Below are 26,145 nucleotides of genomic sequence, written 5' to 3'. Positions count from 1 at the left end.
ACAATCCATCAATCAGGAAGCAGCACAATGCCATTCCCTGTCCTCTTTGGCGTAAACATCGACCCGACGTGGCACGATCCCCTGCTGCCGGCCCGGCTCTCCCAGCATGCAGAACAGCTTGGGTTCGACCTGATCACCGTGCAAGACCATCCCTATCAGCCAGCCTTCTTTGATACCTGGACACTGATCACCCATCTGGCTGCGCAAACCTCGACGGTCAGCTTCGTCCCGACCGTCGCTAACCTGCCACTGCGCCCGCCCGCCATGCTCGCCAAAGCGGTTGCGAGCCTCGACATCCTCTCGAGCGGACGCATTCAGCTGGGCTTGGGTGCGGGAGGCTTCTGGGAAGCAATCGTCGCTATGGGCGGGCCTCGTCGCACGCCCAAGGAAGCCGTGGATGCGCTAAGCGAGGCCATCGACGTAATCCACGCAATGTGGAGCACCGAGCGCTCGGTCCGCTACACGGGTGAGCACTATCAGCTGCAAGGAGTTCACCCAGGACCTGCGCCTACCGACCAGCCAGGCATCTGGCTGGGAGCCTACGGGCCGCGAATGCTGAAACTCCTCGGGGAGAAGGCGGATGGCTGGATGCCTTCCCACGCCTATCTGCCAGCCGACCAACTGCCCGCAGCGTTGGCTCGTATCCGCACCGCCGCAGAGGCGGCTGGGCGCAGCCCTGACGATCTGAGACTGATCTACAACATCGGCGGCATCATTGGCTCCGACCCTGCGACACCGTTCCGAGGGTCGGTTTCCCAATGGACCGACCAGCTCGTACGTCTCACCGCCGACGTCGGCATGAACGGATATGTCTTCTGGCCCGAACGCGACCACGGCGCCCAGGCCGAGATCTTCGCTCAAGAGGTCATACCGCGCGTACGTAACGAAGTGGCATAGGCGAAAAGCGAGTGGGCCGAGCTCGCTGTCGCTACTGCGCTCACCTCGTCGATCGTCCCGGCCGACCACATCGACCCGTCCAGCGATGTCTCTCGGCTTGGAGTCGGGGTTGTTCTCGTCGCCACCCAATAGGTTGACTTCGACGTAGTCGGGCGTGGTCCGGCTGTGGCCAGACCACGCGCGCGGGCCTGCCGGTGGGCAGATCCGCGCGCATGCACAGCACGCTCAGTCCAGCAGCCGGGGCAGCAGAGCTGTCGGAAGACGATCGCGTCGTCCACGTAGTGCGCCGGATCTGAGGTGACCTGCGGGCCGGCGTCGGTTGACGGTCCGTCGTAGATCCCGAGACCGAGCGACACGTCACGGGTGACGTCGGCCAAGCCATGGCCGCAGTGCGCGCAGCCGACCGTGTCGCCGTCGATGACGAGGTTGTCGTCGACGCGACGCGCTCGCGACGTGTCGACCGTGCCGCGGTCCCGGGACTCTGTCCGCGACCGCTTCCGTCGCTCGTCGCACAACTCCGCTCGCCGGGTCATGGTCGCCGCTTGGTCGATCACGCCGTCGGTGAGAACTACGCCGTAGACGGCGACAGCAGCGGTGGGGCCGACCTTGTCCTCGACGATGCCGTGGAGGACGGATTACGAGACCGGCCGGCTGGGAGGATCCGTGCAGGGTGACGGCCAGCGAGGCGCTCACTCCCCCTCGCTGGCGACCCAGGCCGCCGGAGCCGGGTTGCTCGTCGCGCGCTCCGTCTACCGACGATCTGTCGGCTGTCGATCCGATGCACCGCGTCGAAAGGCCGCCTGAGCTGCTCTAGGGCAGGTCAGGCGGCCTTTTGACGTGGTGCGTGATACTGGGTTCGAACCAGTGACCCCTTCGGTGTGAACGAAGTGCGCTACCACTGCGCCAATCACGCAATCGCTTGCCGTCGAGCGGCTCGCTGCTGTCGAAACCCTACCGCAACCCGTCCGTCGGATCACATTCGCCAATCCACGGGCACCGGAGCGGACCCTCACGCGAGGACGCCTCGACGCCTGGGGCCGACCACGGTCCGCTCATGGGCGGGAAGCTTATGACAATGCGCGCCTGAAGGTAGTCGGGCTGCTGCCACGGGCCCGCTTGAATGCCGCACTGAACCCGAACGAGTCGGCGTACCCGACCGCTTTGGCGATCTGCGCGACGCCGAGGTCCGTGCTCGTCAGCAGGTCGGAGGCCTCGTCGAGACGGTGTTCGGTGACGTACGTCAGGGGAGGACTGCCGACGACCTCGCGGAATCGGCGGGCGAACAGCGCCCGGGACACGCCAGCCTCCGCCGCCATCCGAGCCACCGTCCATCGCTCGGTCGGTCGGCGGTGGACCGCCTCGAGGGCCGGTCCGACGACAGGGTCTGCCAGTCCGCGATACCACGCCGGCGCGTCGGCGCCGCTTCGTTCGAACCAGGTACGCAGCGTGCACACCAGGGCCCAGTCGAGCATCCGATCCATGAGTGCTTGCGACCCCGGTTGAAGGTTCGCAGCGTCGCAAGCGACCGTCTCCATCCAGTCGCAGACGCCAGGCTCCTCCTCGACGATCAACACTGGCGGCAGCGTGTCGAGCACTCTGTCCGAACGAAGGCCAGCCGTCCGGTAGACCCCGACCACGAGCGTCGTCGCGTCCACATCGGGTGATGGCGTCACGTACTGGTCCTCGTCGTCGCACAGGAAGCAGGCGACCTCGTAGCGCGTCGCGGGGTCGTCGACGACGTCGGCACGGTCGGCACGATCGGCGAGCAGGAACGGAGCAGGACCGCGAACGAGTGCGGTCTCCCCCGGACTCACCCTCCGGCTGTCTCCGTCGGAGAGATGAAGCACGCCGCCACCGCGCAGCACCGTGACCATCGTCAAAGCCGCCTGGTCCGCAAAATGGATGGACCACGGTGTGCTCAGCACGGCCGAGGTCACGACGGAGCCTTCGGCACGGATGCCTGACAGAAGCGAGCTCAGCGGATCCATGCCCAAAGCGTAGACGATCTCCTATCAATCAGAGCCAGGAAACCATGGATCGTCTAAACACATCGCGCTGTACTCGTCTCATGACAACTACACGAACGCTTGTCGTCGTCTCGCATCACCGACCCGACTCACGAACCGCGCACGTCGCCGAGCTGGTCGCCGAACGTCTCCGTGCAGCCGAGCACGAGATTGATGTCCTCGACCTTCGCTCCGAGGGTTTCGACCCCAGGATGACGCTCGAGGACGAGCCTGACTGGACCGATCGGGACAAGGCGTACTCGGTGCAGGTGCAGCAGCACATGGAACGAATCCTCGCCGCCGACCTACTGGTCGTGGTCTTCCCGATCTACTGGCAGAGCACGCCGGCTCTCCTCAAGGGATGGATCGACCGCGTGTGGAACTACGGGTTCGCGTACGGCCGCAGCGATCCGCGGTTGGCGGGGAAGCGCGTCTTGTGGGTCGGGCTCGCCGGTGCTACCGCCGAGGACCCGATCGTCGCGCCCATGGCCGACCTGCTGGAGGCTCAGTTGAGTGAGGGCATCGCCTACTACTGCGGTTTCGCGAAGTCTGCCGTCGCAGTGCTTCCGGATGCCGAGGACCAGCCTCAGTCGGTCGATGAGCTGGGGAACCTCGTCGTCGGTGAAGCGCCGGCCGGCGAGGAGCTTGCCAGCCAGCACCGCGCTTTCGACCGCCGGGTGCTGGCCGCGGTCGACGAGTTCGCCGCATGAGCGTGGCTGCCTGCCGCGTCGGAGTGGCACACGCTCTTTGATCCCGCCGAACCCGCAAATCGGGACACGCCGGACGTACGCTCTCAGTCCTCGGCACAACGCCCAGACGCAACCGAAGGAGCGAAGATGCTCGCGTACGAACGGACCGGCAGCGGGGAGCCGCTGCTCCTGATCCATGGCATCGCGCACCGCAGGCAGGCGTGGGGCGGGGTGGTGGAGCGGCTGGCCGACGAGTTCGAGGTGATCACGATCGATCTGCCGGGGCACGGTGAGTCGCCGGCGTTCGATCTGGCAGGGCGTACGGTGCGGGAGGCGGTGGCCCACGAGCTGAACGAGCTGCGAGAAGAGCTCGGGATCGAGCGGCCGCACGTCGCCGGCAACAGCCTCGGCGGGCTGCTCGCGCTGGAGATGGCCGATGCCGGGCACGCGCGTTCCGTGACGGCGCTCTCCCCCGCCGGGTTCTGGATGAACGGCGTCGACTACCTCTACGTCAGGGGCCTGTTCGCCGGGATCCAGGCGGTCGCGCGGCCGTTGGCGCCGGTGGCGGGGACGCTGCTGCAGTCGCGGGTGGCGCGTACGGTCACGATGGGCTGTTTCTTCGCCCACCCCGACCGGCTCGACCCTGCCGTCGCGGCCGCCGACACGGCCAACATGGTCGCCTCTCGCGACGGGATCAGGACGTTCTTCAGCGGCGTCTACCGCTACAGCTACCCGGGGCCGACGCAGTCCTACGTCCCCACCACCGTCGCCTGGGCCTCGCGCGACCTCACGCTCCTCCCCTACCAGGCGAAGGTGGCCGCGCGGCGCCTTCCGCACGCGACCCACCGATGGCTGGCGGGCTGCGGTCACGTACCGATGAACGATGACCCCGACCTGGTGGCCGAGGTCATCCGCGAGACCGCACGACCGCAGCCGCGCGACCAGCAGGTCGCCTAGCCCCGAGCGGCGAGGATCCCGCGCGGGTCGAAGGCGACCCGGATCTCGCTGATCAGCCCGTCCTCGACGCGCATCCAGTTGGCGGTGGGGGCGGGCTCGGCGATGGTGGTGTGCAGGTCGAACCAGGTGATCACGCTCGGCCCGTCGGCGAGCCGTTCCTTCACCTCGATCTTGTCGAGCACCTGGGCCATGCCCTCGAGTCCGGCGACGCATTCGTCGGCGCCCTCGATCGTGGCGAGCGGGCCGGCGAAGCTCACCTCGTCGGCCAGCAGCGAGCGCAGGCGGGTGAAGTCACGCTCCTGCCAGGCGGTGAAGTACGCCTCGGCGAGCTCGGCAGCGGATGCGGTCATCGGATCTCCTCAGGTCGGTTCGGCTTTCACCACCCAGCCTGACCCGGTTCCTGCGAACACTCAAACAGATAGTTCTGCTGGTTGCTAGCATCAACGATGATGGAAATCGGACAGCTCCGCTACTTCGTCGCCGTCGTCGACCACGGCTCGTTCACGGCCGCGGCGCAGCGGCTTCACGTCAGCCAGTCGGGCATCAGCGCCCAGCTGGCCAAGCTCGAGCGCGAGCTCGGCCACGACCTGCTCGTCCGGGGTCCCCGCAACGTACGCCTCACCCACGCCGGCGAGACGCTCCTCCCCCGCGCCCGCGACGCGATCCGGGCGATCGAGGGCGTGCGGCAGAGCGCCGACGAGCTGAGCGACCTGATCCACGGCCACGTACGCCTCGGGATGATCGCCGGCTGCACGATCCCCGGCTTCCTCGACGCCGTCGCCACCTTCCACCGCGAGCATCCCGGCGTCAGCGTCGAGCTCGCCGAGGACGCCTCCGACCGCCTCCAGCGACGTACGCTGGCCGGCGAGCTCGACCTGAGCCTGATCTCCCACGCCGGACCCGTCATCGACGGCCTGGCCACGGAGTCGGTCAGCGACGAGCGGCTCGCGGTGATCACGCCGGCCGGCCATCGCCTCGCCGGCGCCCGCGTCCGGCTCGCCGACCTCCACCAGGAGACGGTGCTGTGCATCCCACCGGGGACGGGCGTACGGACGGCTCTGGAGCAGTCGTGCGCCCGGGCCGGGGTGGAGCCGAAGGTCGACCTGTCCGGGTCCAACCCGGAGACGCTGCTCGGGCTCACCGCGCGCGGACTGGGGGTCTGCGTGCTGGCCGAGTCGATGGCCGCCGGGACCGATCTGGTGGCGACGCCGATCGTGGACGCCGAGGTGCGCGCCGGGCTCGCGCTCGTGATCCGCGACGGTGACCAGCAGCGCGCGACCCGGCGGCTCTACGACCTGCTTCAGGCCGCGCTGACCTGAGGATGACGCAGCCCGGGGTGGTCCTCGGGCAGCGAGCGGCGCAGCACGAACCAGCTCACCACCAGGCAGAGCGCGACCAGCGGCCAGCTGAGCCCGACCCGGGCGATCGCCAGGGAGACCACGTCCCCGGACCACCACAGCGGGCCGAAGATCGCGACCCGGATGACGTACTGACAGACCCAGACCCAGCTCGCCAGCGCATAGCCGCGCAGCAGGACCGGGTCGCGGCGCCAGGTGCCGCGCTGACGCAGGATCAGACCGACGACGACCCCGAGCAACGGCCAGCGGAACGCGATGCTGACCACCCACACCAGGGCGCTGGCCGCGTTGGCCGCGAGCTGGACCACGAAGAAGTCCTCCGCCCGCCCCGTACGCAGCGCGATCATCGCCGCGACCGCGACCCCGGCCACGCCCAGCAGGACGGCGCGCGGCTTACGGCCCTTGCGCCACTGCCAGACGGCCACCAGCGCGGCCAGCCCGAGCGCCACCACGGTCGCCACCCACAGCTCGCCGCTCAGCAGCCATCCGGCCACGAACGCGACCGGCGGGATGGTGGCGTCGATCGCTCCACGCGCGCCTCCGAGGAGGTCGGCGAGGGTCTCGGCGTCGTCGTCGCGGCGGTCGGTCGTCGTCACGCGAGTAAGGGTAGCCTTACTCGCAAGCGGTGGTGACGTCTCGGCCTGCGTACGTGACGCATCGGCCGACGGGGGTGACGCCTCGGCCGACGTACGTGACGCCTCGGCCTGCGGGGGTGACTTCTCGGCAAGATTTTACCCGGATGGCAACCGGGCGACGTACCCCGGCCACTCGGCGCCGATTGGCTCGCAGCGCCGCTGCTCGGGCACGCGGAAACCCCTTTCTCACGCGGAGGATCCAACGTGTCGCACGAGCACCACCCCCACTCGCACGGGCCCGACGGTCACCACCATGCCCATGAACACGACCACGAGCACGGCCACTCCCACGCTCACTCCCACGAGGTCGACGAGATCACCCTCGCCGCCTCCTCGGACGCGTCCGACAGCGACCTGCGTCCCGCCGAGGTCTCCCGGCGCAACCTGCTCCGCGCGGCCGGCATCGCCGGCGCGGTGACCGCCGGGATGGCGGGCATGACCGGCGTGACCCCGGCGATGGCCGAGACCGCCACCGCCACCGCGCGCACCGGCAGCCGGACCACGATCCGGCACTGGCTCGCCGGCGACCACCACATCCACACCCAGCACAGCTCGGACGCGATGTACCGCGTCATCGACCAGGCGCAGCACGGCGCGGCGTACGGCCTGGACTGGCTGGTCATCACCGACCACGGCGGCGCGACCCACGCGAAGCTCGGCGTCGAGCTGGTCAACCCCGACATCGTGGCCGCGCGCAAGGTGCTCCAGGACACCCTGATCTTCCAGGGTCTGGAATGGAACATCCCGGCGGCCGAGCACGGCACCGTCTTCGTCGCCCCGGGCGCGAACGAGGTCGCGGTGCTCAAGCAGTTCGAGAACGACTACGACGGCTCCGTCAAGGGCGCCAGCGGCAACTCCCCGGAGAACGAGGCGCTCGCCGTCGCCGGCATCCAGTGGCTCGGCAAGCAGGTCGACAAGCGGCGCGTCGCGGACGCCCTCTTCCTGGCCAACCACCCGGCCCGCAACGGCATCGACAGCCCCCACGAGGTGCGCGGCTGGCGCGACGCCGACCCGCGGATCGCGATCGGCTGGGAGGGCGCGCCCGGCCACCAGGCGGCCGGCCTGCCCGCCGGCTACGGTCCGGGCAGCGCCCGCGGCTACTACGGCAACGGCCCCGGTCCGAACTCGTTCCCCGGCTACCCCGCCGAGTCCTACCGATCCTGGGGCGGCTTCGACTGGTTCACCTCGACCGTCGGCGGCCTGTGGGACTCGCTGCTCGCCGAGGGCAAGCCGTGGTCGATCAGCGCCAACTCCGACTCCCACGTCAACTGGGGCGACACCTCGCGGCGCCCCGACGGCTCCGACTCGGCCTTCTTCAACGCCAACGGCCGCTACGGCGACCCGGTCTACGCCGGCTCGGTCAACAACACCGCCGGTGACTTCTGGCCGGGCTACTACAGCCGCACCCACGTCGGCGCCACCGAGCGCAGCTACGGCGCGGTCATGAAAGGCCTGCGCAACGGACGGGTCTGGGTCGACCACGGCGCGCTGGTGAAGTCGGTCGACGTCCGTGTCGTCTCGTCCGACGGCGGCTCGGAGAGCCTCGGCGGCACCCTGAAGGCCAAGAAGGGCAGCCGGATCTCGCTGGTCGTCACCATCGCCGCCCAGGACGTCCCGAACTGGTCGCAGTTCGTGCCGAGCCTCAACCGGGTCGACGTGATCCGGGGCGCGGTCGACCCGACGTACGTCTCCGACAAGGACACCTGGAAGGCACCCGACACCAAGGTGATCGAGCAGACCGACACCTCGGGCCGCACCGGCACGTTCCAGCTGCGCTACGACCTCGGCCGCGTCGAGGAGGCGTTCTACGTACGCGTCCGCGGCACCGACGCCAACCGGTCCCAGCCGGGCTACCTCGGTGCGAGCATCGACCCGGCCGGTCCCGCCATCGACGTCGTGGGCGACGCCGACCCGTGGGTCGACCTGTGGTTCTACACCAACCCGGTCTGGGTCGTCCCGACCCGATGACCACCCTGGCCGTCGACGCCGACGCCCGGGACCTCGCCGCCGCCGAGCACCTCGTCCACCGTCTGGACGAGGCGCTCGGCGGGGGCCCGCCCGAGGACGCGTACGTCATCAGCACCCATGTCGTGCGTGAGCCGACCGCCCGCTTCGTCGCCGTCGTCGACTGGCCCGGCGGCCCGGCGGCCGAGGACCTGACCGGGCTCCTGACCGACCGTCTCCCCGAGGCGTACGTCACCCCCGACTCCCCCGCGATCGCCGAGGCCGCCGCGCGCACCGCCGGGCGCCTGGCCCGCTATCACGGCCGGACGCGGATCGAGACCGTCACCACGGTGGCCGCGGTCGAGGCGGACAGCGTGGTCGACACCGTCGAGGGGCTGGCGGGCATCACGCTCGCGCCGGACGACGTCCTCGATCTCACCGGGTTCGCGCGGCCGGTCTGGCGCGAGGGGCGCTGCGTGCTCCTGGTCCAGCGGGCCGCCGCCGGTCTGGTGCCGTTCGAGGCCCGCCACCAGATCCCGTGCTGCTCGGACCACTGAGCGATCAGACCGACGCGGAGCCCCGCGGCAGCGGAGCCTCCCAGTGCCGCCACATCGCCAACAGCCGCCATCCGGAGCAGACGATGAAGGCGGCGGCCATGGCGAGGCTTGCCGGCAGCGCGGCGTACAGACCGAAGGCCGCGACCGAGGCACCGGCGAAGGCCGGGATCGCGTAGAAGACGCTGCGGCGCAGGATGATCGGAACCCGGCCGGCGAGGACGTCACGGAGAGCGCCGCCACCGACACCGGTGGCCAGGCCCATGACCGCGGCGGCGAGCGGGGAGAGCCCGAAGTCGAGGGCCTTGACCGCCCCGGCGATGACGAAGAGACCCAGGCCGAGGGCGTCGAAGACGTTGACCAGCGGCTCGAGGCGACCGAGCGCGGGATGGAAGAAGAAGGTCAGCAGACCGGCCGTCATCGGCACCACCAGGTAGCGCCAGTCGGAGAGCGCGGCGACGGGCGTCGCACCGATGGCCATGTCGCGCAGGAAGCCGCCACCAAGGCCGGTGACGCAGGCGAGGACGATCACGCCGAAGATGTCGAGCTCCTTGCGGACCGCCATCAGGCCACCGGAGAGGGCGAAGACGAAGCACCCGACCAGGTCGAGCACAAGGAGGGTCAGCGTCTGTTCCACCGACAAATGGTCGCCTCGTTCGTCCCGAAAACCCCAAATGCCACGGCCTCGCGGCATGGGCACCCCATACGATGACGGTCAGTGGCGTAGGGTCGTCACAACCGTTTCTAGAATTGAGAAGAGGATGTCGGCCGAAGGATTACCCCTGACTCCGGGCCAGCTCGAAGAGCAGGCTCCGGATGAGGCTGGTCCCGTCCTTCTGCGGCTCATCTCGGTCAGTGACGATGGTCTACGCATGCTTCTCGTCGATGACGAGGATCGTGAATACACCGCCGACATCGACGACCGTCTCCGTGCAGCACTCGAGGCTGTGTCGACCCGCCGATCGGAGCAAACCGTGAACAAGACCCCGAGCAGCAGCCTGCGGCCCCGTGACATTCAGACCCGTATCCGTGCGGGCGAGAGTGCCGAGGAGGTCGCCGCTGTCGCCGGCACCACGGTCGAGAAGATCTTGGCCTTCGCCGGTCCCGTCCTCGCCGAGCGCGAGCACATGGCGCAGCGTGCCCAGCAGGCTTCCGTACGCCGTCGGCCCGGTGAGGCCGCCAGCACCGCCCGCACCCTGGGAGAGGCCGTCAGCGCCCACTTCCAGACGATGTACATCGACCCCGAGACGGTCAACTGGGACTCCTACCGGCGTCCCGACGGGCGCTGGAAGCTCACCGGTGAGTACGAGACCCCCGAGCGCTCCGGCATCGCCGAGCTGACCTACGACGCCCCCGGCAACTACGTCGAGCTCGACAACGACGACGCCCGCTGGCTGACCGGCGAGAAGCTCGAGGCCGCGGCTCCCGAGCCGGAGCCGGTCGTCACCGACGACATGCTCGCCGCCCGCCGGCGCCGCGCGAAGAGCCCCGCCGCACCGGCCACCCCGCCCCCGGCTCCCAAGCCGGTCCCGGCGGCCAAGGCCGCACCGTCGGCCCCGCTCGACGTGGACACCCCGCTCGAGGCGTTCCTGGGTGACGAGAGCCCGACGGAGAAGCAGGCACCGGTCCCGGCCGAGCCGGAGCCCGTCGCCGAGCCGGCGGTCGTCGAACCACCGGCCGCCGAGGTCGAGCCGGAGCCCGCCGAGGAGGCCCAGCCGAAGCCGGCCAAGAAGTCCTCCGCGCGTCGCAAGCGGGCCTCGGTGCCGAGCTGGGACGAGATCATGTTCGGCGGCGGCAAGCAGGACTAGCAGACTCCTCACACCACGTTCACGGACCGGCCATCGGCCGGTCCGTGATGCGTTGGGGAGCCGACCGACCAGTGTCGGACAGGCGACGGACGGCGTTCACGCGCCGCCGATGAAGTGGGTGGAGGCAGCTCTCCCACCCCTTCTCGGAGGCCTCGATGCTCCTGCCCGTCCCGTTGAGCCGACGTACGTTCGTGACCGGATCCACCCTCGCCGCAGCCGTCATGATGGGGACCGGTTCGATCCCCGCCGAAGCGGTCTCGGCCCTGGGAGCCAAGCCGCTCTCGGGCTACCCGTTCACCCTGGGTGTCGCCTCCGGCGACCCGCTCCCCAACTCGATCGTCCTGTGGACCCGGCTCGCCCCCGAGCCCCTCGCCCCCGACGGGCTCGGCGGCATGCCGGCCATCCCGTTCAAGGTGCGCTGGCAGGTCGCCGAGGACCCGGCGTTCCGCAAGGTCGTGAAGGCCGGTACGGTCACCGCGACCCCCGAGCTCGGCCACTCGGTCCACCCGGAGGTCTGGGGCCTGCGCCCCGGCCGCGACTACTGGTACCGCTTCATGGCGGCCGGCGAGGTCAGCCAGACCGGCCACACCCGGACGGCCCCGGCGTACGGCTCCTCGCTTCGCCAGATGAGCTTCGCCTTCGCCTCCTGCGCGCTCTACAGCCACGGCTTCTACACCGCCTACCGGCATCTGGCCGACGAGGACCTCGACGTCGTCTTCCACCTGGGCGACTACCTGTACGAGTCCGGTGTCACCGCCGAGAACAACTGGCGCAACACGCCGGTCTCCCCCGCCGTCGGCGGGGAGGCCCTGGACCTGGCGCGCTACCGCCTGCAGTACGGCCTCTACAAGTCCGACCCGGGCCTGATGGCCGCCCACCAGGCCCACGCGTTCGTGGTCGCGCCCGACGACCACGAGGTCGAGAACAACTGGGCCGACGAGACCCCCGAGGAGCGGAGCCAGTCGCAGGGCGACCTGTGGATGCCGCGGCGTACGGCTGCCTTCCAGGCCTACTACGAGCACCTGCCGTTCCGGGCCAGCGCGCTGCCGGACGGCCCGGACATGCAGATCTACCGCAGCCTGCGCTACGGCGACCTGGTCGACTTCAACGTGCTCGACACCCGGCAGTACCGCGACGACCAGGCCTACGGCGACGGGTCCGACCCCGCCTCCCCGGACCTGACGCCGGACATCTACGACCCGTCGCGCTCGATGATGGGTTTTGAGCAGGAGGCGTGGCTGCAGCGCAACTGGCGGCTCTCGACCGCCCGCTGGCAGGTGCTCGCCAACCAGGCGCCGATGGCCGAGACCGATCTCGACGAGACCGAGGCCAAGACCCTCTACATGGACCCGTGGGACGGCTACATCGCCAACCGCAACCGGCTCCTCGCGGGCGCCCGCGCCAGCGGTATCGAGAACCTGGTCGTCATCACCGGCGACCGGCACCACAACTACGCCAGCAACCTGCTGGCCGACTACGACGACCCCGAGTCGGCCGTCGTCGGCAGCGAGTTCGTCGGCACCTCCATCGCCAGCGGCGGCGACGGCGCCGACATGACCACCGGCGGCGAGAGCCTGCTGCGCGCCAACGACCACCTGAAGTTCTTCAACAGCCAGCGCGGCTACGTACGCGTCACGGTCACGCCCGAGGAGTTCTCCAGCGACTTCCGGGTGGTGCCGTACGTCCAGCGCCGCGGCGCCCCGATCTCCACCCGCGCGACGTACGTCGTCGAGAACGGCCGCCCCGGCGTCCAGCTCGACACCCAGAACGCCGCCGTCGGGACGAGGTACGCCGACGTGCCCATGCCGACGCTCAACCACTGACCACCGCTACCGCCGGTCGAGCGGCGCGGCGATCAGCCGAACGGCAGCGGCTCGGGCACCAGGGAGACCGACTGGGCCCGGGCCGCGGTCAGGCGGCGGCGGTGGTGCTGGCGGCAGAGGACCTCGTAGGAGACCGCGCTGGGTGCTGTGCCGGATTCACGGTCGGTGTCGCCGACGACGACCTGGTCGCCCTCGGTGACCATGACGCCGTCCTCGACCCGGGCGTTGTGGGTGGCGCGCTTGCCGCACCAGCACAGCGCCTCGACCTGCAGCACCTCGGTGCGGTCCGCGAGCTCGACCAGCCGGGCGGCGCCCGGGAAGAGGCGGGTGCGGAAGTCGGTGAGGATGCCGAAGCAGAAGACGTCGATCTGCAGCTCGTCGGTGATCTTGGCCAGCGCCTCGATCTGCTCGGGGGTGTAGAACTGGGCCTCGTCGCAGATGAGGTAGTCGATCCGGGCACCGTGGGTCAGCGCGTCGACGGCGTGGCGCCAGAAGTCGAAGTCGTCGGTGACCTCGATGGCGTCGTGGGTCAGCCCCAGCCGCGAGGTGACCGCCGCCTCGCCGGAGCGGTCGTGGGCGGTGAAGATGAGCCCCACCCTGCCGCGTGCCGCGTGGTTGTGGTTGGTCTGCAGGGCGAGGGTCGACTTCCCCGCGTCCATCGTCCCGGTCCAGAAGGTCAGCTCAGCCACTCGCGGAAGCCTAGTGGTCCGCGCCGCGGCGCGTGGCGGGACCCTCGTGGCTGGACGTGTTCCGTCGATAGTGGCGAGCGACCCGGGCCCGGTTGCCGCAGCCCGCGGAGCACCACTCACGCCGGGGGTGGTCGCGGACGAAGTAGAGGACGCAGCCCGGGCCGCCGCACGCCTTCAGCTCCTGGGGCGGCTGCCGGGTGAGCAGCTCGGAGCCTTCCAGCGCGACCAGGTTCAGCTCGCGCTGCAGGCCGGAGCCGTCGGTGAGCCACTCGCGCACGTAGCCACCCTGCGGGCCGTGACGCAGGACCGGCGCGCAGTGGGAGACGAACTCGTTGAGCACGGCCAGCGCCGCCTCGGCGCCGATCCCCTCCGGGACGCTGTGCGGCCGGCTGTCGCCGGTCACGTCCGCGGCCAGCCGGCGCAGGGCGTCCCTCAACGCCTGCGCCCGGCCCAGGTCGTGCTCGCCGAGGTCCTCGTGGTGCCCGAGCCCAGCCTCCCCGGCCCAGGCCCGCAGATGCGCCTTGCTCTCCAGCGAGTCGTGGACCGAGGTCCGGTCGGCCCAGATCGTGTTCATGAGGCGTACGGCCCGGGGCTGGGTCGGGTACAGCACCGGCACCTGCAGCTCCACGGGCGTCTCCTCCGTCATCGTTCTAATGGTCAGTCTAGGCCTCGGCCGTTAGCCCGCCGCGCGCGGCAGCAAGCTGAGCCTTGAGCTCGCTGATCCGCTCGGTCAGCTCCGCGACGGTGTTCCGGGCGACCGCCAGGGGCACCAGCTGCGGGATGTGCTGCTTGCAGTTCCAGTCGTACGCCTCGACGTCGATCAGGATCCCGCGCTCGACCCGTGCCGGATGACCGACCGGAGCGAGCGAGGCGACCAGCTCGGGATCGTCCTCGGGCTCGACGACCCGCGCGCGACCGAAGATCTTCATCCTGGCCTGGAGCTGGTAGTCGATCAGGAACAGCGAGACCCGTTCGTCGTGGTCGAGGTTGCCGCGGGTGATGTACTGCCGGTTGCCGCGGAAGTCGGCGAACCCCAGCGTGGTCTCGTCGACGACCTTGAGGAATCCGGGCGGCCCGCCGCGGTGCTGGACGTAGGGCCACCCCGTCTCGCTGACCGTGGCCAGGAAGAAGCTGTCCCGCGACGAGATGAACGCCGCCTCGGCCCTGCCGATCCGGTCCGGCACGCCGTCGACCTCGGCCATGCGCGCGTACGCCGCCGCGCTCCCGTGGATCGCCTGGTGCTCCGCCACCAGTGGCGTGAACGCGACCTGCCCGTAGTGCCCGGTCATCGCCGACCCTCGATCCTGTGCTCGAATCCGTGCTCGATCCTGTGCTCGCCCATGACACACCTCTCCCGCCGGACACGGCACGTGTCCCTAATGGATAGTCATGCAGCAACCATTAGATGGCGAGGATCATTCCCGGCTAGGAGACGAGCAGCGGGATGAGCATCTCGTCGGGCGTCAGGGACCCGTGCAGCCCGACCAGCGTCGTCTCGTACTGGAACAGGCTCGTCGAGACCACCGCATGCTCACCGTGGGAGGCGACGATGACGTCGCCGAGCCGCGGCAGCACCGACGGGGTGACCGGTCCGAACCAGCCACGACGGATCGCGGTCTCCCGGGTCATCACCTCGGCCTTGTCGCCCAGCGTCTCCGCCCAGGTCGCGACCACGTCGTCGACCGCGCCACGGGAGCAGTAGAGGTGGCGGAAGCGGGCCTCACCGCCGACCAGGGCGACGCCGTGGCGCAGCTCGGGGAAGTCGTCGATGTCGGTGCGGGAGGTGGCGGGAGAGTCGACCATGCCGTGGTCGGCGAGCACCAGCAGGCGTACGGACGGGTCGAGGGCGTCGCGCAGCTGCTCGGCCTCGGCGTCGATCATGGAGAGCTGCTGCAGCCACGGCGAGGAGGCGACCCCGTACTTGTGGCCGGTCCAGTCCAGGTCGCCGTCGTAGAGGTAGGTCAGCGATCCCGGCACCCGCGACAGCGCCACGGCCGAGGCGATCCGCTCCCCCACCCGGTCGGCGCCGACGAACTCCGCGCCCCGGTGGGCGGCGATGGTCAGACCGGAGCCCCCGAAGGCCCGCTTGTTGATCACCGTGACCGGCACCCCGGCCTCGCCCAGCCGCTGGAAGACCGTCTGGTTGGGCTGCCACTCGACCGGGTCGACGTCCTTGCGCCACTGCAGCGCGTTGAGAAGATGCTCGGTGCCGGGGATCCGGGAGGTGTAGCCGACCAGGCCGTGGCCGCCGGGCGTCAGCCCGGTCCCGAACGAGGTCAGACTGGTGGCCGTCGTCGAGGGCACCCCGGCCGTACCGGCCTCCTGGTCCTCGCTCAGCGAGGCCAGGAACGGCGCCGCGTGCGCGTAGCGCCGCAGCAGGTTGGTGCCCATCCCGTCGACGAGGAAGACGACGTACGCAGCCGCCGACGGAAGCTCGAGACCGGATCTCGCCTCCGAGGTGCCCAACGGGACGCCCATGGCGGCGGCGACCGCCGGCAGGACATCACCCAGTGAGCGCTCCCCGTAGGCGGGGGCGAGAAACCCGGTCACCCTGCTCTCACCGGTTGTGGGTGCGAGCCGAGAGCGATTCCGCGAAGGAGAGCAGGCGGGCGACCGAGTCGTGACCGTCGGCGGCGGCCGAGACGCGCAGGGAGAAGTCGTCGGGGGTGAGGACGCCGGTGTAGCCGTGGTCGGCGTCGCAGTTGGGGTCCGAGCAGCCCGCGGGCTCCAGGTCGACCCGGTTGACGCCACCCCAGCCGATGGTCATGACCACCTCGGCCGGCTTGCTGGACCCCTTGGTCGGGTTGGTGATCATCCGGGTCACCACGACGGAGTTGACCGAGTCGATGCGCACGGCCTCGGTCGAGGTCGAGGTGTAGGGCTCGGGCAGCAGGTCGTCGCCGGCGTGCTCGTCGGTGTGGGCCAGGATCAGCCGCGTCGGGGTCAGCACCAGCACGGAGAGGTGGCGGCGCACCTCGTCACGGTCGAAGGTCGGCTCGTGGTGGAGGAAGAAGGAGGACACCTTCTCCCCCGCGACGGCGGACGCGACGCAGTCGGCGACCACCTCGGGGTAGTAGCCGGTGCGGTCGATCTCGGCGCGCAGGTCGTCGGCGCGGTCGAGATCATCGGTGCGGGTGCTCATGGTCCCCATCCTTCCATGGGCCGCCACAGGCCGCCTAGCCAGGAAGGGTGTCGCCCACCGCAGGGTTGAGACGGCGTACGAACCAGTCGGACCGCGGGTCGGCGACCAGGTCGACCCTGGCGCTGGCGGTGAGGACGGCGGAGTACTCCAGGCCGACCAGGACCAGGGACAGGTCGAGGGAGGAGATCTGGGGCAGGTCGTTCTGCAGCTGGGCGACCTTGAGGACGAGCCGCTCGATCTCGTCGACATCGACCATGTCGCCGCCGCGGTAGCCGAAGAGCATCGGCGCGGACTTGATCTCGCGCACCATCGAGGCCGCGTCGCGCTGCGACAGCGGCGGAATCCGGTAGGCGCGATCGGCCAGCAGCTCGGTGATCGGCCCGGCGATGCCGAAGGAGACCACCGGCCCGAAGAGCGGGTCCTCCATCGACCGGATCGTGACCGGGACGCCCGGCGGAGCGGTGCGCTGCACCGCGAACCCGCCGGTCTCGGGCGGGATCCGGCTGGTGATCAGCTCCCAGGCCTCGGTCATCTCGTCGACGTCGTCGATGTTGCGTACGACGTGGGCCTGGTCGGGCCGCTCCCGCACGCTCTCCACGGTCGCCTTGAGCACGACGTCCCAGCCGAGGTCCTCCGCGGCGGAGATCGCCTCCTCGAGGGTCGTGACCTTGTGGGTGTTCCACAGCTTGATGCCGTACGCCGCCAGCACCATCGTCAGGTCCTCACGACTCAGCTCGCCACCCGAGGGGCGCGCGGCCAGCACGTCGGTGACGATCTTGCGCGCGGTCCGCGGGTCGCACTCCTCGGCGCTGAGCCACGGCGTCTCGCCGTCGGCGGAGCGCAGCCACACCGCGTACTCCACGACCTTGGCCAGCGCGCGCACGGCCGACTCCACCGAGGAGTAGGACGGCACCGAGCCGCGACCGGCGGTCGAGCCGGCGACGTCGGGGACGCGCAGGAGCTCGGGCACACCCTCGGCACCGAGGAAGCTGGTGACCAGCGGCTTGTCGGACTGCTCCCCCACCGCGGCGAGCACGTTGGCGATCTCCTCGCCGGAGACGTTGAGCGGCGGGATGTAGACCGAGATCACCGCGTCGACCTCGGGGTCGTCGATGGCCGCGTCGAGCGCGTCCTCGAAGTCCTCGGCAGAGGGCTCGGTGGGCAGCGGGACCTGCTTGTTGACCTGCAGCCCCACCGAGACGGCGGCGTCGGCGGCCAGCAGCCCCAAGGCGTCGGAGTTGCCGACGATGGCCACCCGCCGGCCGCGCGGGAGCGGCTGGTGGGCGAGCAGCTGGGCGACGTCGAACATCTCGTCGAGGGTGTCGACCTGGATGATCCCGGCCTGGCGGAACATCGCGTCGACGGCCGCCGGCGGGGCGCTGATCTTCCGCACCGCGTGGCCCATAGGCACACCCTGGGTGGTGCGCCCGGAGCGGACCGCGACGATCGGCTTGCGCTGCGAGACGCGGCGGGCGATCCGGGAGAACTTCCGCGGGTTACCGATCGACTCGAGGTACATCATCACGACCTCGGTCGAGACGTCCTCCTCCCAGTACTGGAGGAGGTCGTTGCCGGAGACGTCGGCGCGGTTTCCGGCGCTGACGAAGGTGGAGAGGCCCAGGCCTCGGTTGTTGACCTTCTCCAGGATCGCCGAGCCGAGCGCACCGGACTGGCAGAAGAAGCCGGCACGACCACGTGGCGGCATCGTCGGGGCGAGGCTCGCGTTGATCCTGACCTGCGGGTCGGTGTTGATGACGCCGAGCGCGTTCGGCCCGATCAGCCGCAGCCCGTAGGAGCGGGACAGGTTCACCAGCCGGCGCTGCCGCTGACGGCCCTCCTCGCCGGTCTCGGCGAAGCCGCTGGAGATGACCACGAGCCCGTGCACGCCCTTGGCGGCACAGTCGAGCACGACGTCCTGCACGGCGTCAGCGGGCACCGCGACGATCGCCACGTCGACGTCGTCGGGGATGTCCTGGACGCTCTTGTAGGCGGGCATCCCGCTGACCGCGCTGGAGCTGGGGTTGACCATGTAGACCCGGCCGGTGAAGTCACCGATCACCAGGTTGCGTACGAGCGCCTGACCGACGGTCTCCTGCCGCCGGCTGGCGCCGATGACCGCGACCGAGCGCGGGTTGAAGAAGCGGTGGATCGAGGCGGCCTCGGCCTCGTGCTCACGCAGGGCGAGGCGGCCGACCGCGGTGTCGGTGACGTCGATCCCGAACTGCAGCGAGATGACGCCGTCCTCGTAGACGCTGGCGACCTTGTAGCCGGCGTCGCGGAAGGTCTGGATCATCCGGGCGTTGTCGGGGAGCACGTCGGCGGTGAACTTGGTGACCCCACGCTCGCGTCCCGCCTGGGCGAGGTGCTCGAGCAGGATCTGCGCGATCCCGCGCCCCTGGTAGTCGTCCTCGACGAGGAAGGCGACCTCGGCCTCGCCGGGCTTGACCACGTCGTAGCGCCCGACCGCGATCATCCGGCCCCTCAGGGTGAGGATGAACGCGACCCGGTCCTTGTGGTCGACCTCGGTGAAGCGCGCGACGTCCCGGGCCGAGAGGTGCGGCATCGGCGAGAAGAAGCGGTAGTACTTCGACTCGTCGCTGACCCGGTGGTCGTAGAAGTCGACCAGCAGGTCCTTGTCCGCCGACCGGATCGGCCGGATGTGAGCCGTCCGACCGTCGCGCAGCAGCACGTCCGCCTCCCAGTGGGAGGGGTACGGCGGGGTCTGCTGCGCGGTCACGAGAGAAATCTAGCGGTTGGTCCCAGGTCGACGCTCATGGCGAGCCCTGCCGGATCGTCACGGGAGCTGGAGAGCGCTCGCAAGCCTGCGCCACTCGGGCAGCGGCAGATCGGAGAGGCCCCGCTCGGTGAGCACCTGGACCAGCACGTGGTCCGCTCCGGCGTCACGGTGAGCATGCAGACGGGCCGCCACCGCATGCTCCTCGCCCCAGGCGGCGCCCAGGTCCACCCAGCGGTCGCTGCCCTCGCCCTCGAAGTCCTCCGGCACGAGGCCGTAGTCCAGCAGTGCGTTGGTGTAGTTGGGCAGGCCGAGGTACATCGACAGGCGCTCCCGCGCGACGGCGCGGGCGCGTGCCGGGTCGGTCTCGAGGACCACCTTCTGCTCGGCCGCCAGCAGAGGTCCCGCTCCGAGCACGGCCCGTGCGTGCGCGGTGTGCTCCGGCGGCATCAGGTAGGGGTGCGCGCCGGCCGTGCGGTCGCCGGCGAGGCCGAGCATGCGCGGACGGAGGGCGGCCAGCAGCCGACCCTCCTCCGGGACCGTGCCGGCAGCGTCGAGCTCGTCGAGGTAGGCGACGGTTCGGCTGTACGGCTTGACGTACGTCTGCTCGCCGACCTGCTGAGCATGGCTGTTGCCGAGACCGAGCACGAACCGGCCCCCGTACGTCGCGTCGAGCTCCGCGTAGCGGGCCGCCACCGCGGCCGCGGGGTTCTCCCAGATGCTCACGATCCCGGTCACGACGAGCAGGTCGGTGCTGCCGGCGAGCAGGGCCTCGTGCAGCGCGAACGGCATCGAGGAGGACCCGACCCAGATCGCGCCGTACCCCAGGCTCTCCACCTCGGCCGCCACCTCACGGGCCCGGCCGAGGTCCGTCCACTGCCGCGCACCGGTCCACACCCCGTACGACGTGAGCCGCTTCTTGAGCTCGTCCACCTTCTGCTGGTCGGGCATGCCGGAATCCCTCCGATCGACTATGTTCGACGATGATCGAACATCCCAACCTTGTACGACGGAGATCGAACATGTCAACCGATTCCCGCACCCCGGCAGCCGACTCAGACCTCCAGCGCGCCCTCGATGCGGTCGGCGACCCCGTGCGCCGCTCGATCCTCCGGCAGCTGGCCGACGCCGACCCGTGGACGATCGCGTGCGGTCAGTTCGACCTCCCGGTGGCGAAGTCGACGCTGACCCATCACTTCAGGTCCCTCGTCGACGCCGGTCTCCTCGAGCAGCGCGACGAGGGCAACCGGCGGATGAACCGGCTGGTGCGCGACGAGTTCGACCGCCGGTTCCCCGGGCTACTCGACCTGGTGCTCGATCAGTGACGTACGACGTTGGCGCGGTCGCGCTCGTTGAGCACCCGCCAGCCGTCGTAGTCCCAGTTCCGCGCCAGCTTCTGGGCATGCTTGGGAGCGTCGCCCTCGTGGTTGCGGATGACGAGCTCGCGGAGGGCGAACTCCACCGCCTCCTGGGGTGTGGTCGCGCCGGAGATCCGCTGGATCTCGGCGAGCAGCTCGTCATCGAGTTCGATCTGGGTGACAGCCATCTTCAAGCACCTCCATGTGCGTTGAACCGGTGACTCCGGACCCCTCCAATGTACGCGGCTGCGCGGCGTACGAAAGGGGCCTGAGGGGTCCCGCCAGCTGCCATCCCGCATTTCCTGACCGTTCGCCCAAGTCGGGCGGCCCCGTCACCCGTCACTCGTAGCTTCGACTTCTCGGGAAATGCTCAGCGCGCCGCCTCGGCGGCGCGCGGTCCTGTCGTCCCAGAGGAGCCCCGATGTCAGCTCGCGCGGCCGTGCATGCGCGCAGTCTCACCAAGATCTTCGGCGACGTGATCGCTCTCGAGGATGTCGATCTCGACGTGCCGGCAGGACAGATCCACGGCCTGGTGGGCCCGAACGGGGCCGGGAAGACCACGCTACTGGGCCTGCTGCTCGGCCTGTCGGTGGCCGACAAGGGGACGCTCGAGATCCTCGGTGTGCCCAGCGGGGACGTGCTCTCGGTCGCCCACGGCGTCGCGGGTTTCGTGGACTCGCCCGGCTCCTATCCCGGCCTCACCGCCCGCCAGAACCTCACCTCGCTGGCATCGCTGCGCGGCGAGGTCCGGGCGAGCGGCGACATCGACGACCTGCTGGACCGGGTGGGTCTCGGTGAGGTCGCCGACGACACCGTGCGCGGCTTCTCTCTCGGGATGCGCCAGCGGCTCGGGCTCGCCGCGGCCCTGCTCGGAAAGCCTCGGCTGCTGATCCTCGACGAGCCGGCCAACGGGCTCGACCCCGTCGGCAAGCGTCAGGTCCACCAGGTGCTCACCGACCTCGCCGACTCGGGCGCCACCGTCATCCTCTCGAGCCACCGGATGGACGACCTGGCCGCGCTGTGCGACGAGGTGACGCTGCTCGCCACCGGCCGCGTGGTGTTCTCGGGCCCGGTCTCGAAGCTCGAGGCCGAGAGCGGCGAGCTCGACTACCGCCTGGTCACCAGCGACCCGGCCGAGGCCCGGCGGATCGCCGAGGAGGAGACCTCTCTGACCCTCGTCGCCGGCCGCAAGCAGGCGGCGGGCGACAAGCCGGCCCTGGTCGTACGTGGCCACGAGGCCGAGATCGACGACCTGGTCCGGCGCCTCGTCGGGGCCGGCGCGGCCATCCGCGAGCTGGGCCCGGTCGTGCCCCCGCTCGAGGCCGCCTTCCTCGCCCTCACCGGCGCCGACGATCAGGAGCTCACCCGATGACCGCCCTCACTCTCGACGAGCCCCGCCGGACCGAGCCCGTGGCCCTGCGGCGCGGCTACCGCTTCGAGATGGTGAAGCTGGTCTCGCAGTGGCGCCTGCGGGTGGTCCTCCTCGCCTGCCTGCTGGCCCCGGCGATCTACACCGCCGTGGTGAGCCGGCAGACGACGCTGCCCGCCGACGCGGTCTACGGCCGGCTGATGAACCAGTCCGGCTGGGCCGGCTCGCTGACGATCCTGGTCTTCATGGGCACGCTCGCGCTGCCGCTGCTCACCTCCGTCGTCGCCGGTGACATCTTCGCCGCCGAGGACCGGCTCGGCACCTGGCGCCACCTGCTGATCGCCGTACGCTCGCCGCGTCGGATCTTCTGGGCCAAGACGCTCGCGGCGCTGACCGCCACCCTGGTGCTGCTCGCCGCGCTGGCGCTCTCCTCGGTCGTCGGGGGCGTGCTCTCCGTCGGCGCCCACCCGCTGCCCGGCCTGGACGGGCACCAGCTCTCCTCCGCGGCGCTGGCCCGCACGATCGCGCTGGCCTGGCTGAGCGTCGTACCGCCGACGCTGGCGTTCTCGGCCGTCGGCCTGCTGGGCTCGGTGGCCCTCGGCCGCTCGCCACTGGGGCTGCTCATGCCGGTCGCCGTCGCCCTCGTGCTCGAAGGCGTCCAGCTGCTGCCGATCCCGGTGGCTCTGCGGATGGCGCTGCCGATCAACGCCTTCCTCTCCTACCGCGGCCTGACCACCGAGCCCGCTCAGCTCTCCGCGCTGTGGATCGGGATCGCGGTCAGCCTCGCCTGGACGGCCCTGGCGACCTTTCTCGCCTACCGGATCTTCACCCGTCGCGACTTCACCAACATCGCCTTCGACGGCAACGCGAGCCGCTTCGCCCTGGTCGGTCTCGCCCCGCTGGTCGCCCTGGCCGTGGTCTCGACCGGCGTCATCGCGGCGGCGACCGGCGCCGTCGGCAACGGGGTCGAGCGCGTGAAGCTGGAGTCGGCCCTCTCCACCTCCTTCTCGCACCTGTACGTCCTGCAGACCGAGCGGCTGGGCCGCCCGGTCGTCACCGAGGGCGAGCTCCACGCCACCGCGGCCTGCGACAAGGGCGGCGAGCGGGTGGAGGACGCCGGACCGGGAGCCGACTGGCGCTGCGTCGTCACCTGGACCCTGCCGGGCGCGACCGCCGAGGGCAACGCGATCTACCAGCTCGACGTGCTGCCCGACGGTCGGTTCACCGCCGACGGCGACGGCCCCAAGGAAGTCAACGGGTTCTTCCAGGTTCGCACCCCCACGGGCGACGCGCCGAACCCGTTGTGGCAGTTCGACGGGCTCGTCGACCTGCTTGCTGAAGCGAAAGGACAGGAATGAACATCACGCGCAACCGCGTTGTGAAGCGGTCCCGTCGGCTCCCGTCACGGCGCCGCACGGTCGCCGCGCTCGCTGGTGGACTCGCGCTCGCGGTCACCGGCGGCGTGGCGTACGGCACCACCGCCGGGTTCGGCGAGAACCTGGTCGGCCAGGAGTACGCCGACGGCCTGCAGATCTCCTCCAACCAGATCCTGAAGCCCCTCGGCGACCGGCTGATGACCGAGTACGGCAAGTTCATGGGCTCGACGGTCAGCCCCGACGGGCGGTTCCTGGCGGCGACCGCCAACGACCGCTCGGTCTCGCTGCAGATCTTCGACCTGCAGACCTACAAGTTGATCTGGCGCGGCGGCACCGCCTCCGGCGTGGACGCCAAGCTGCCGGACAACACCGTCGGCCAGGAGGGTCCGCGCTACTCCCCCGACGGCGCGTTCCTGTTCATGCCGAACGCCAAGGGCATCACCCGGTTCCCGGTGAACGCGGACGGCAAGCCGGGCACCGGCTCCAAGATCGCGCTCCCCGACGTCGACGGCAGGCAGGCGCTGACCGCCGGGATGGCCTTCTCCCCTGACGGGTCCACCCTGTACGCCGCGGCCAACGGTCAGAACTCGGTCGTCGCGATCAACCCGGCCGACGGCACGGTGAAGCGGACCTGGCCGGTCGGCATCGCCCCGCGCCAGCTGCGGTTCGTCGGCACCAAGCTGTACGTCAGCGACGAGGGTGGCCGCACGGCCCACGCCGGCGAGGACACCATCGGGTCCTACGGCACCGAGGTGCCGGCCGACCCGCACAAGGGCACCTCGACCACCGGCGTACTCAGCGTCATCGACACCGCCGACGCCGGCGCGCCCGTGGGCCAGATCGAGGTCGGCCTGCACCCGACCGCCATGCACGTGCAGGGCAAGGCCCTCTACGTCGCCAACACCAACGACGACACCATCTCCGTGGTCGACGTGGCGACCGACAAGGTCGTCCAGACGATCTCCGCCCAGCCGTGGCAGAGCTCGAAGGTGGGCTACGAGCCCACCGGCATCGCCGTCCAGGAGGGACGTCTGCTGGTCAGCCTCGGGCGCGCGAACGCGATCGCGGTCTACAAGCTCGGCGCGAGCGCCCTCGACCCGGTCAGCTACGTGGGCCTGGTCCCGACCGACTACTACCCCGAGGACGTCTTTCCCGTCGGTGGAAAGGTCTACGTGGCCAACCGCCGCGGCATCGACGCCCGTGGCCCGGAGATCACCTTCAACAAGGGCCCCGAGGTCCCGGTCGTCAAGGGACACGGCACCCACGGCACGACCGCCTCGCTGACCCGCTTCACCCTGCCGAGCGATGCCGAGATCAAGGCGACGTACACCCCGCAGGTCTTCAAGCAGAACGGCTGGGGCGGCGCGGACTCCGACGTCAAGCACGCCGTGAAGGGCAGCAACGTCTCGCCGGTCGCGGTGCCCAAGCGGATCGGCGACCCCTCGACGATCAAGCACGTGTTCATGCTGGTCAAGGAGAACCGCACCTACGACCAGATCCACGGCGACCAGCCCGAAGGCAACGGGGACCCGTCGCTGGCCCAGTTCGGCGAGGACGTCACCCCGAACACCCATGCGCTGTCGCGCCAGTTCGGGCTCTACGACAACACCTACGACACCGGCACCAACTCGGCCGAGGGTCACAACTGGATCATGCAGGGCGACAACCCGGAGTACACCGAGTCGAGCGCCGGCGAGTACATCCGCAGCTACGACACCGAGGAGGACGTCCTGGGCCATCAGCGCTCGGGATTCCTGTGGACCGCGATCAAGGACGCCGGCCACTCGGCACGGAACTTCGGCGAGTTCATCTACACCACCGGGAAGCCCTCGGGGACCTGGCAGCAATACTACTGCGCGACCAAGTCGGTCCAGGAGGGTGGCGACCCCGCTCAGCTGACCTCTCCCGAGCTCAAGGGTGACTACGGCTCGCCGATCCCCTCGCTCAACGACATCACCGTGCCGACCGCGCCGCCGTTCGACATGCAGATCCCCGACCTGTACCGGGCCGAGATCTGGAAACAGGACTTCCGCACGAACGGTCCGTCGGACTTCAACATGGTCTGGCTCTCCGACGACCACACCGGCGGCCCGGTCTCGTCCCGGTCGAACGTCGCCAGCGGCGACCTCGCCGTCGGCCGGATCGTCGAGGAGATCTCGCACAGCAAGTACTGGAAGGACTCCGCGATCTTCGTGGTCCAGGACGACTCCCAGAACGGCGCCGACCACGTCGACGGCCACCGGGCACCGATCCAGGTGATCAGCCCGTACGCCGCGCACGGGAAGACGGTCTCGACCTACTACTCCCAGATCAGCATGATCCGCACCATCGAGCAGATCCTGGGTGCCGAGCCGCTGAACCAGAAGGTCGCCGCGGCCACCCCGATGTTCGACGCGTTCCAGGTCAAGCCGGACTTCACCCCGTTCGAGGCGGTCCCCAACCGGATCTCCCTGACCGAGGGCATCAAGACGCCGCCCGAGTGCGGTCTCGACGAGCCCACCGGCCCGCAGGCCGTGGCCCCGCGGAGCACCCCAGAGGCGTACGTCTCCTACTCGGAGGAGTGGCAGAAGTGGGCGAGCAAGCAGCGCCTGACCACCAGGGGTGACGTCTCGGCCGCACCCGACTACGCCAACCCGGAGCTGATGAACCGCTACACCTGGTACGACGCCCACCACTGGCAGCTGCCCTACCCGGGCGACAAGAAGATCTACCTCCCCGACGAGGTGCCCGGCGCGGCACTTCCGGGCGCCGAGGTCGACTGATCCGTCGCTGAGGAGAGGGTCCCGGGCGCTTCGGCCCCGCTACC

24 protein-coding genes and 1 tRNA gene are annotated in these 26,145 nt (G+C 70.1%); 12 read left to right on the top strand and 13 right to left on the bottom strand.

Going from position 1 to position 26,145, the window contains the following annotated elements; translation table 11 throughout:
- Positions 1–27: 27 nt before the first annotated feature.
- On the top strand, positions 28–897 hold the full coding sequence (locus UG56_RS07135) for an LLM class flavin-dependent oxidoreductase (RefSeq protein ID WP_045548615.1): 870 nt from the start codon (positions 28–30) through the stop codon (positions 895–897).
- 838 nt (positions 898–1,735) lie between these two features.
- Here the strand turns inward: UG56_RS07135 and UG56_RS07130 are convergent.
- Together UG56_RS07130 and UG56_RS07125 are read right to left on the bottom strand one after the other, a co-directional pair.
- Positions 1,736–1,810 (bottom strand) — tRNA-Val (locus UG56_RS07130).
- A gap of 154 nt (positions 1,811–1,964) precedes the next feature.
- Positions 1,965–2,885 carry an AraC family transcriptional regulator gene (locus tag UG56_RS07125; protein WP_045548616.1) on the bottom strand — a complete coding sequence of 307 codons (921 nt, stop codon included), beginning with the start codon at positions 2,883–2,885 and terminating at the stop codon, positions 1,965–1,967.
- 44 nt (positions 2,886–2,929) lie between these two features.
- Here UG56_RS07125 and UG56_RS07120 point away from each other — a divergent pair, with 44 nt between their 5' ends.
- Positions 2,930–3,613: an NAD(P)H oxidoreductase gene (locus UG56_RS07120; RefSeq protein ID WP_371264376.1), complete on the top strand. Its 684-nt coding sequence runs from the start codon at positions 2,930–2,932 to the stop codon at positions 3,611–3,613.
- A gap of 126 nt (positions 3,614–3,739) precedes the next feature.
- Positions 3,740–4,549 (top strand): alpha/beta fold hydrolase, encoded by an 810-nt coding sequence (locus tag UG56_RS07115; protein ID WP_045548618.1) that lies wholly within the window; start codon positions 3,740–3,742, stop codon positions 4,547–4,549.
- Here the strand turns inward: UG56_RS07115 and UG56_RS07110 are convergent.
- The gene (locus UG56_RS07110) at positions 4,546–4,899 is read right to left on the bottom strand and encodes a nuclear transport factor 2 family protein (RefSeq protein ID WP_045548619.1); all 354 of its coding nucleotides are present in this window, start codon (positions 4,897–4,899) and stop codon (positions 4,546–4,548) included. The two genes, UG56_RS07115 and UG56_RS07110, sit on opposite strands and share 4 nt — an antisense overlap.
- Before the next feature lie 99 nt (positions 4,900–4,998).
- Here UG56_RS07110 and UG56_RS07105 point away from each other — a divergent pair, with 99 nt between their 5' ends.
- Positions 4,999–5,868, top strand: a complete 870-nt coding sequence (locus UG56_RS07105; protein ID WP_045548620.1) for a LysR family transcriptional regulator — start codon at positions 4,999–5,001, stop codon at positions 5,866–5,868.
- Here the strand turns inward: UG56_RS07105 and UG56_RS07100 are convergent.
- A complete protein-coding gene (locus UG56_RS07100; RefSeq protein ID WP_045548621.1) occupies positions 5,850–6,503 on the bottom strand; it encodes a DUF3159 domain-containing protein in 654 nt (217 codons plus the stop codon). The genes UG56_RS07105 and UG56_RS07100 overlap by 19 nt on opposite strands.
- Before the next feature lie 243 nt (positions 6,504–6,746).
- On the opposite strand from UG56_RS07100, the gene UG56_RS07095 reads away from it, so the two are divergent.
- Both UG56_RS07095 and UG56_RS07090 read left to right on the top strand, forming a co-directional pair.
- Positions 6,747–8,510: a PHP domain-containing protein gene (locus tag UG56_RS07095; protein ID WP_071326929.1), complete on the top strand. Its 1,764-nt coding sequence runs from the start codon at positions 6,747–6,749 to the stop codon at positions 8,508–8,510.
- Entirely contained in the window at positions 8,507–9,043 is a 537-nt protein-coding gene (locus UG56_RS07090; protein ID WP_052694259.1) for a hypothetical protein, read from the top strand. The genes UG56_RS07095 and UG56_RS07090 overlap by 4 nt, the downstream gene beginning before the upstream one ends.
- A gap of 4 nt (positions 9,044–9,047) precedes the next feature.
- On the opposite strand, the gene UG56_RS07085 is transcribed toward UG56_RS07090, so the two are convergent.
- Entirely contained in the window at positions 9,048–9,677 is a 630-nt protein-coding gene (locus UG56_RS07085) for a trimeric intracellular cation channel family protein (RefSeq protein ID WP_052694261.1), read from the bottom strand.
- Here UG56_RS07085 and sepH point away from each other — a divergent pair.
- Complete coding sequence (gene sepH, locus UG56_RS07080; protein ID WP_084100695.1) at positions 9,580–10,848, top strand: septation protein SepH; 1,269 nt, start codon at positions 9,580–9,582, stop codon at positions 10,846–10,848. The genes UG56_RS07085 and sepH overlap by 98 nt on opposite strands.
- Before the next feature lie 155 nt (positions 10,849–11,003).
- Complete coding sequence (locus UG56_RS07075) at positions 11,004–12,671, top strand: alkaline phosphatase D family protein (protein WP_071326927.1); 1,668 nt, start codon at positions 11,004–11,006, stop codon at positions 12,669–12,671.
- 32 nt (positions 12,672–12,703) lie between these two features.
- Here the strand turns inward: UG56_RS07075 and UG56_RS07070 are convergent, their stop codons facing one another.
- The 7 genes from UG56_RS07070 to UG56_RS07040 form a co-directional block, all read right to left on the bottom strand.
- A complete protein-coding gene (locus UG56_RS07070) occupies positions 12,704–13,360 on the bottom strand; it encodes a thymidine kinase (RefSeq protein ID WP_045549595.1) in 657 nt (218 codons plus the stop codon).
- 10 nt (positions 13,361–13,370) lie between these two features.
- Positions 13,371–14,006, bottom strand: a complete 636-nt coding sequence (locus UG56_RS07065) for a CGNR zinc finger domain-containing protein (RefSeq protein ID WP_084100662.1) — start codon at positions 14,004–14,006, stop codon at positions 13,371–13,373.
- Between the two features lie 16 nt (positions 14,007–14,022).
- Positions 14,023–14,649 carry a pyridoxamine 5'-phosphate oxidase family protein gene (locus UG56_RS07060; protein WP_045549596.1) on the bottom strand — a complete coding sequence of 209 codons (627 nt, stop codon included), beginning with the start codon at positions 14,647–14,649 and terminating at the stop codon, positions 14,023–14,025.
- A 136-nt stretch (positions 14,650–14,785) separates the two neighbouring features.
- The gene (locus UG56_RS07055; protein ID WP_045549597.1) at positions 14,786–15,910 is read right to left on the bottom strand and encodes an alkaline phosphatase family protein; all 1,125 of its coding nucleotides are present in this window, start codon (positions 15,908–15,910) and stop codon (positions 14,786–14,788) included.
- Positions 15,911–15,917: 7 nt separating this feature from the next.
- Positions 15,918–16,502 (bottom strand): DUF5998 family protein, encoded by a 585-nt coding sequence (locus UG56_RS07050; protein ID WP_008361736.1) that lies wholly within the window; start codon positions 16,500–16,502, stop codon positions 15,918–15,920.
- A gap of 34 nt (positions 16,503–16,536) precedes the next feature.
- A complete protein-coding gene (locus UG56_RS07045) occupies positions 16,537–19,239 on the bottom strand; it encodes a bifunctional acetate--CoA ligase family protein/GNAT family N-acetyltransferase (RefSeq protein WP_045549598.1) in 2,703 nt (900 codons plus the stop codon).
- 57 nt (positions 19,240–19,296) lie between these two features.
- Positions 19,297–20,187 carry a TIGR03620 family F420-dependent LLM class oxidoreductase gene (locus tag UG56_RS07040; RefSeq protein ID WP_045549599.1) on the bottom strand — a complete coding sequence of 297 codons (891 nt, stop codon included), beginning with the start codon at positions 20,185–20,187 and terminating at the stop codon, positions 19,297–19,299.
- Between the two features lie 71 nt (positions 20,188–20,258).
- Between UG56_RS07040 and UG56_RS07035 the strand changes: the two genes are divergently transcribed.
- Positions 20,259–20,561 (top strand): ArsR/SmtB family transcription factor, encoded by a 303-nt coding sequence (locus tag UG56_RS07035; RefSeq protein ID WP_045549600.1) that lies wholly within the window; start codon positions 20,259–20,261, stop codon positions 20,559–20,561.
- Here the strand turns inward: UG56_RS07035 and UG56_RS07030 are convergent.
- Entirely contained in the window at positions 20,555–20,782 is a 228-nt protein-coding gene (locus UG56_RS07030; RefSeq protein WP_045549601.1) for a type II toxin-antitoxin system VapB family antitoxin, read from the bottom strand. The two genes, UG56_RS07035 and UG56_RS07030, sit on opposite strands and share 7 nt — an antisense overlap.
- Positions 20,783–21,015: 233 nt before the next feature.
- On the opposite strand from UG56_RS07030, the gene UG56_RS07025 reads away from it, so the two are divergent.
- Genes UG56_RS07025 through UG56_RS07015 form a run of 3 tightly spaced genes read left to right on the top strand, consistent with a single transcriptional unit; the run spans position 21,016 to position 26,101 of the window.
- Positions 21,016–21,966, top strand: coding sequence for an ABC transporter ATP-binding protein (locus UG56_RS07025; RefSeq protein WP_045549602.1), 951 nt, complete (start codon positions 21,016–21,018; stop codon positions 21,964–21,966).
- Positions 21,963–23,321, top strand: coding sequence for an ABC transporter permease (locus UG56_RS07020; protein WP_045549603.1), 1,359 nt, complete (start codon positions 21,963–21,965; stop codon positions 23,319–23,321). The genes UG56_RS07025 and UG56_RS07020 overlap by 4 nt, the downstream gene beginning before the upstream one ends.
- Entirely contained in the window at positions 23,318–26,101 is a 2,784-nt protein-coding gene (locus UG56_RS07015; RefSeq protein WP_045549604.1) for a bifunctional YncE family protein/alkaline phosphatase family protein, read from the top strand. The genes UG56_RS07020 and UG56_RS07015 overlap by 4 nt, the downstream gene beginning before the upstream one ends.
- Positions 26,102–26,145: the final 44 nt, after the last annotated feature.

The sequence above is a fragment of the Nocardioides luteus genome (assembly GCF_000960475.2).
GTDB classification, from domain to species: Bacteria; Actinomycetota; Actinomycetes; order Propionibacteriales; family Nocardioidaceae; genus Nocardioides; species Nocardioides luteus_A.
The sequence above is the reverse complement of the archived record's forward strand: the minus strand, read 5'-3'. Positions and strand labels throughout refer to the sequence as shown.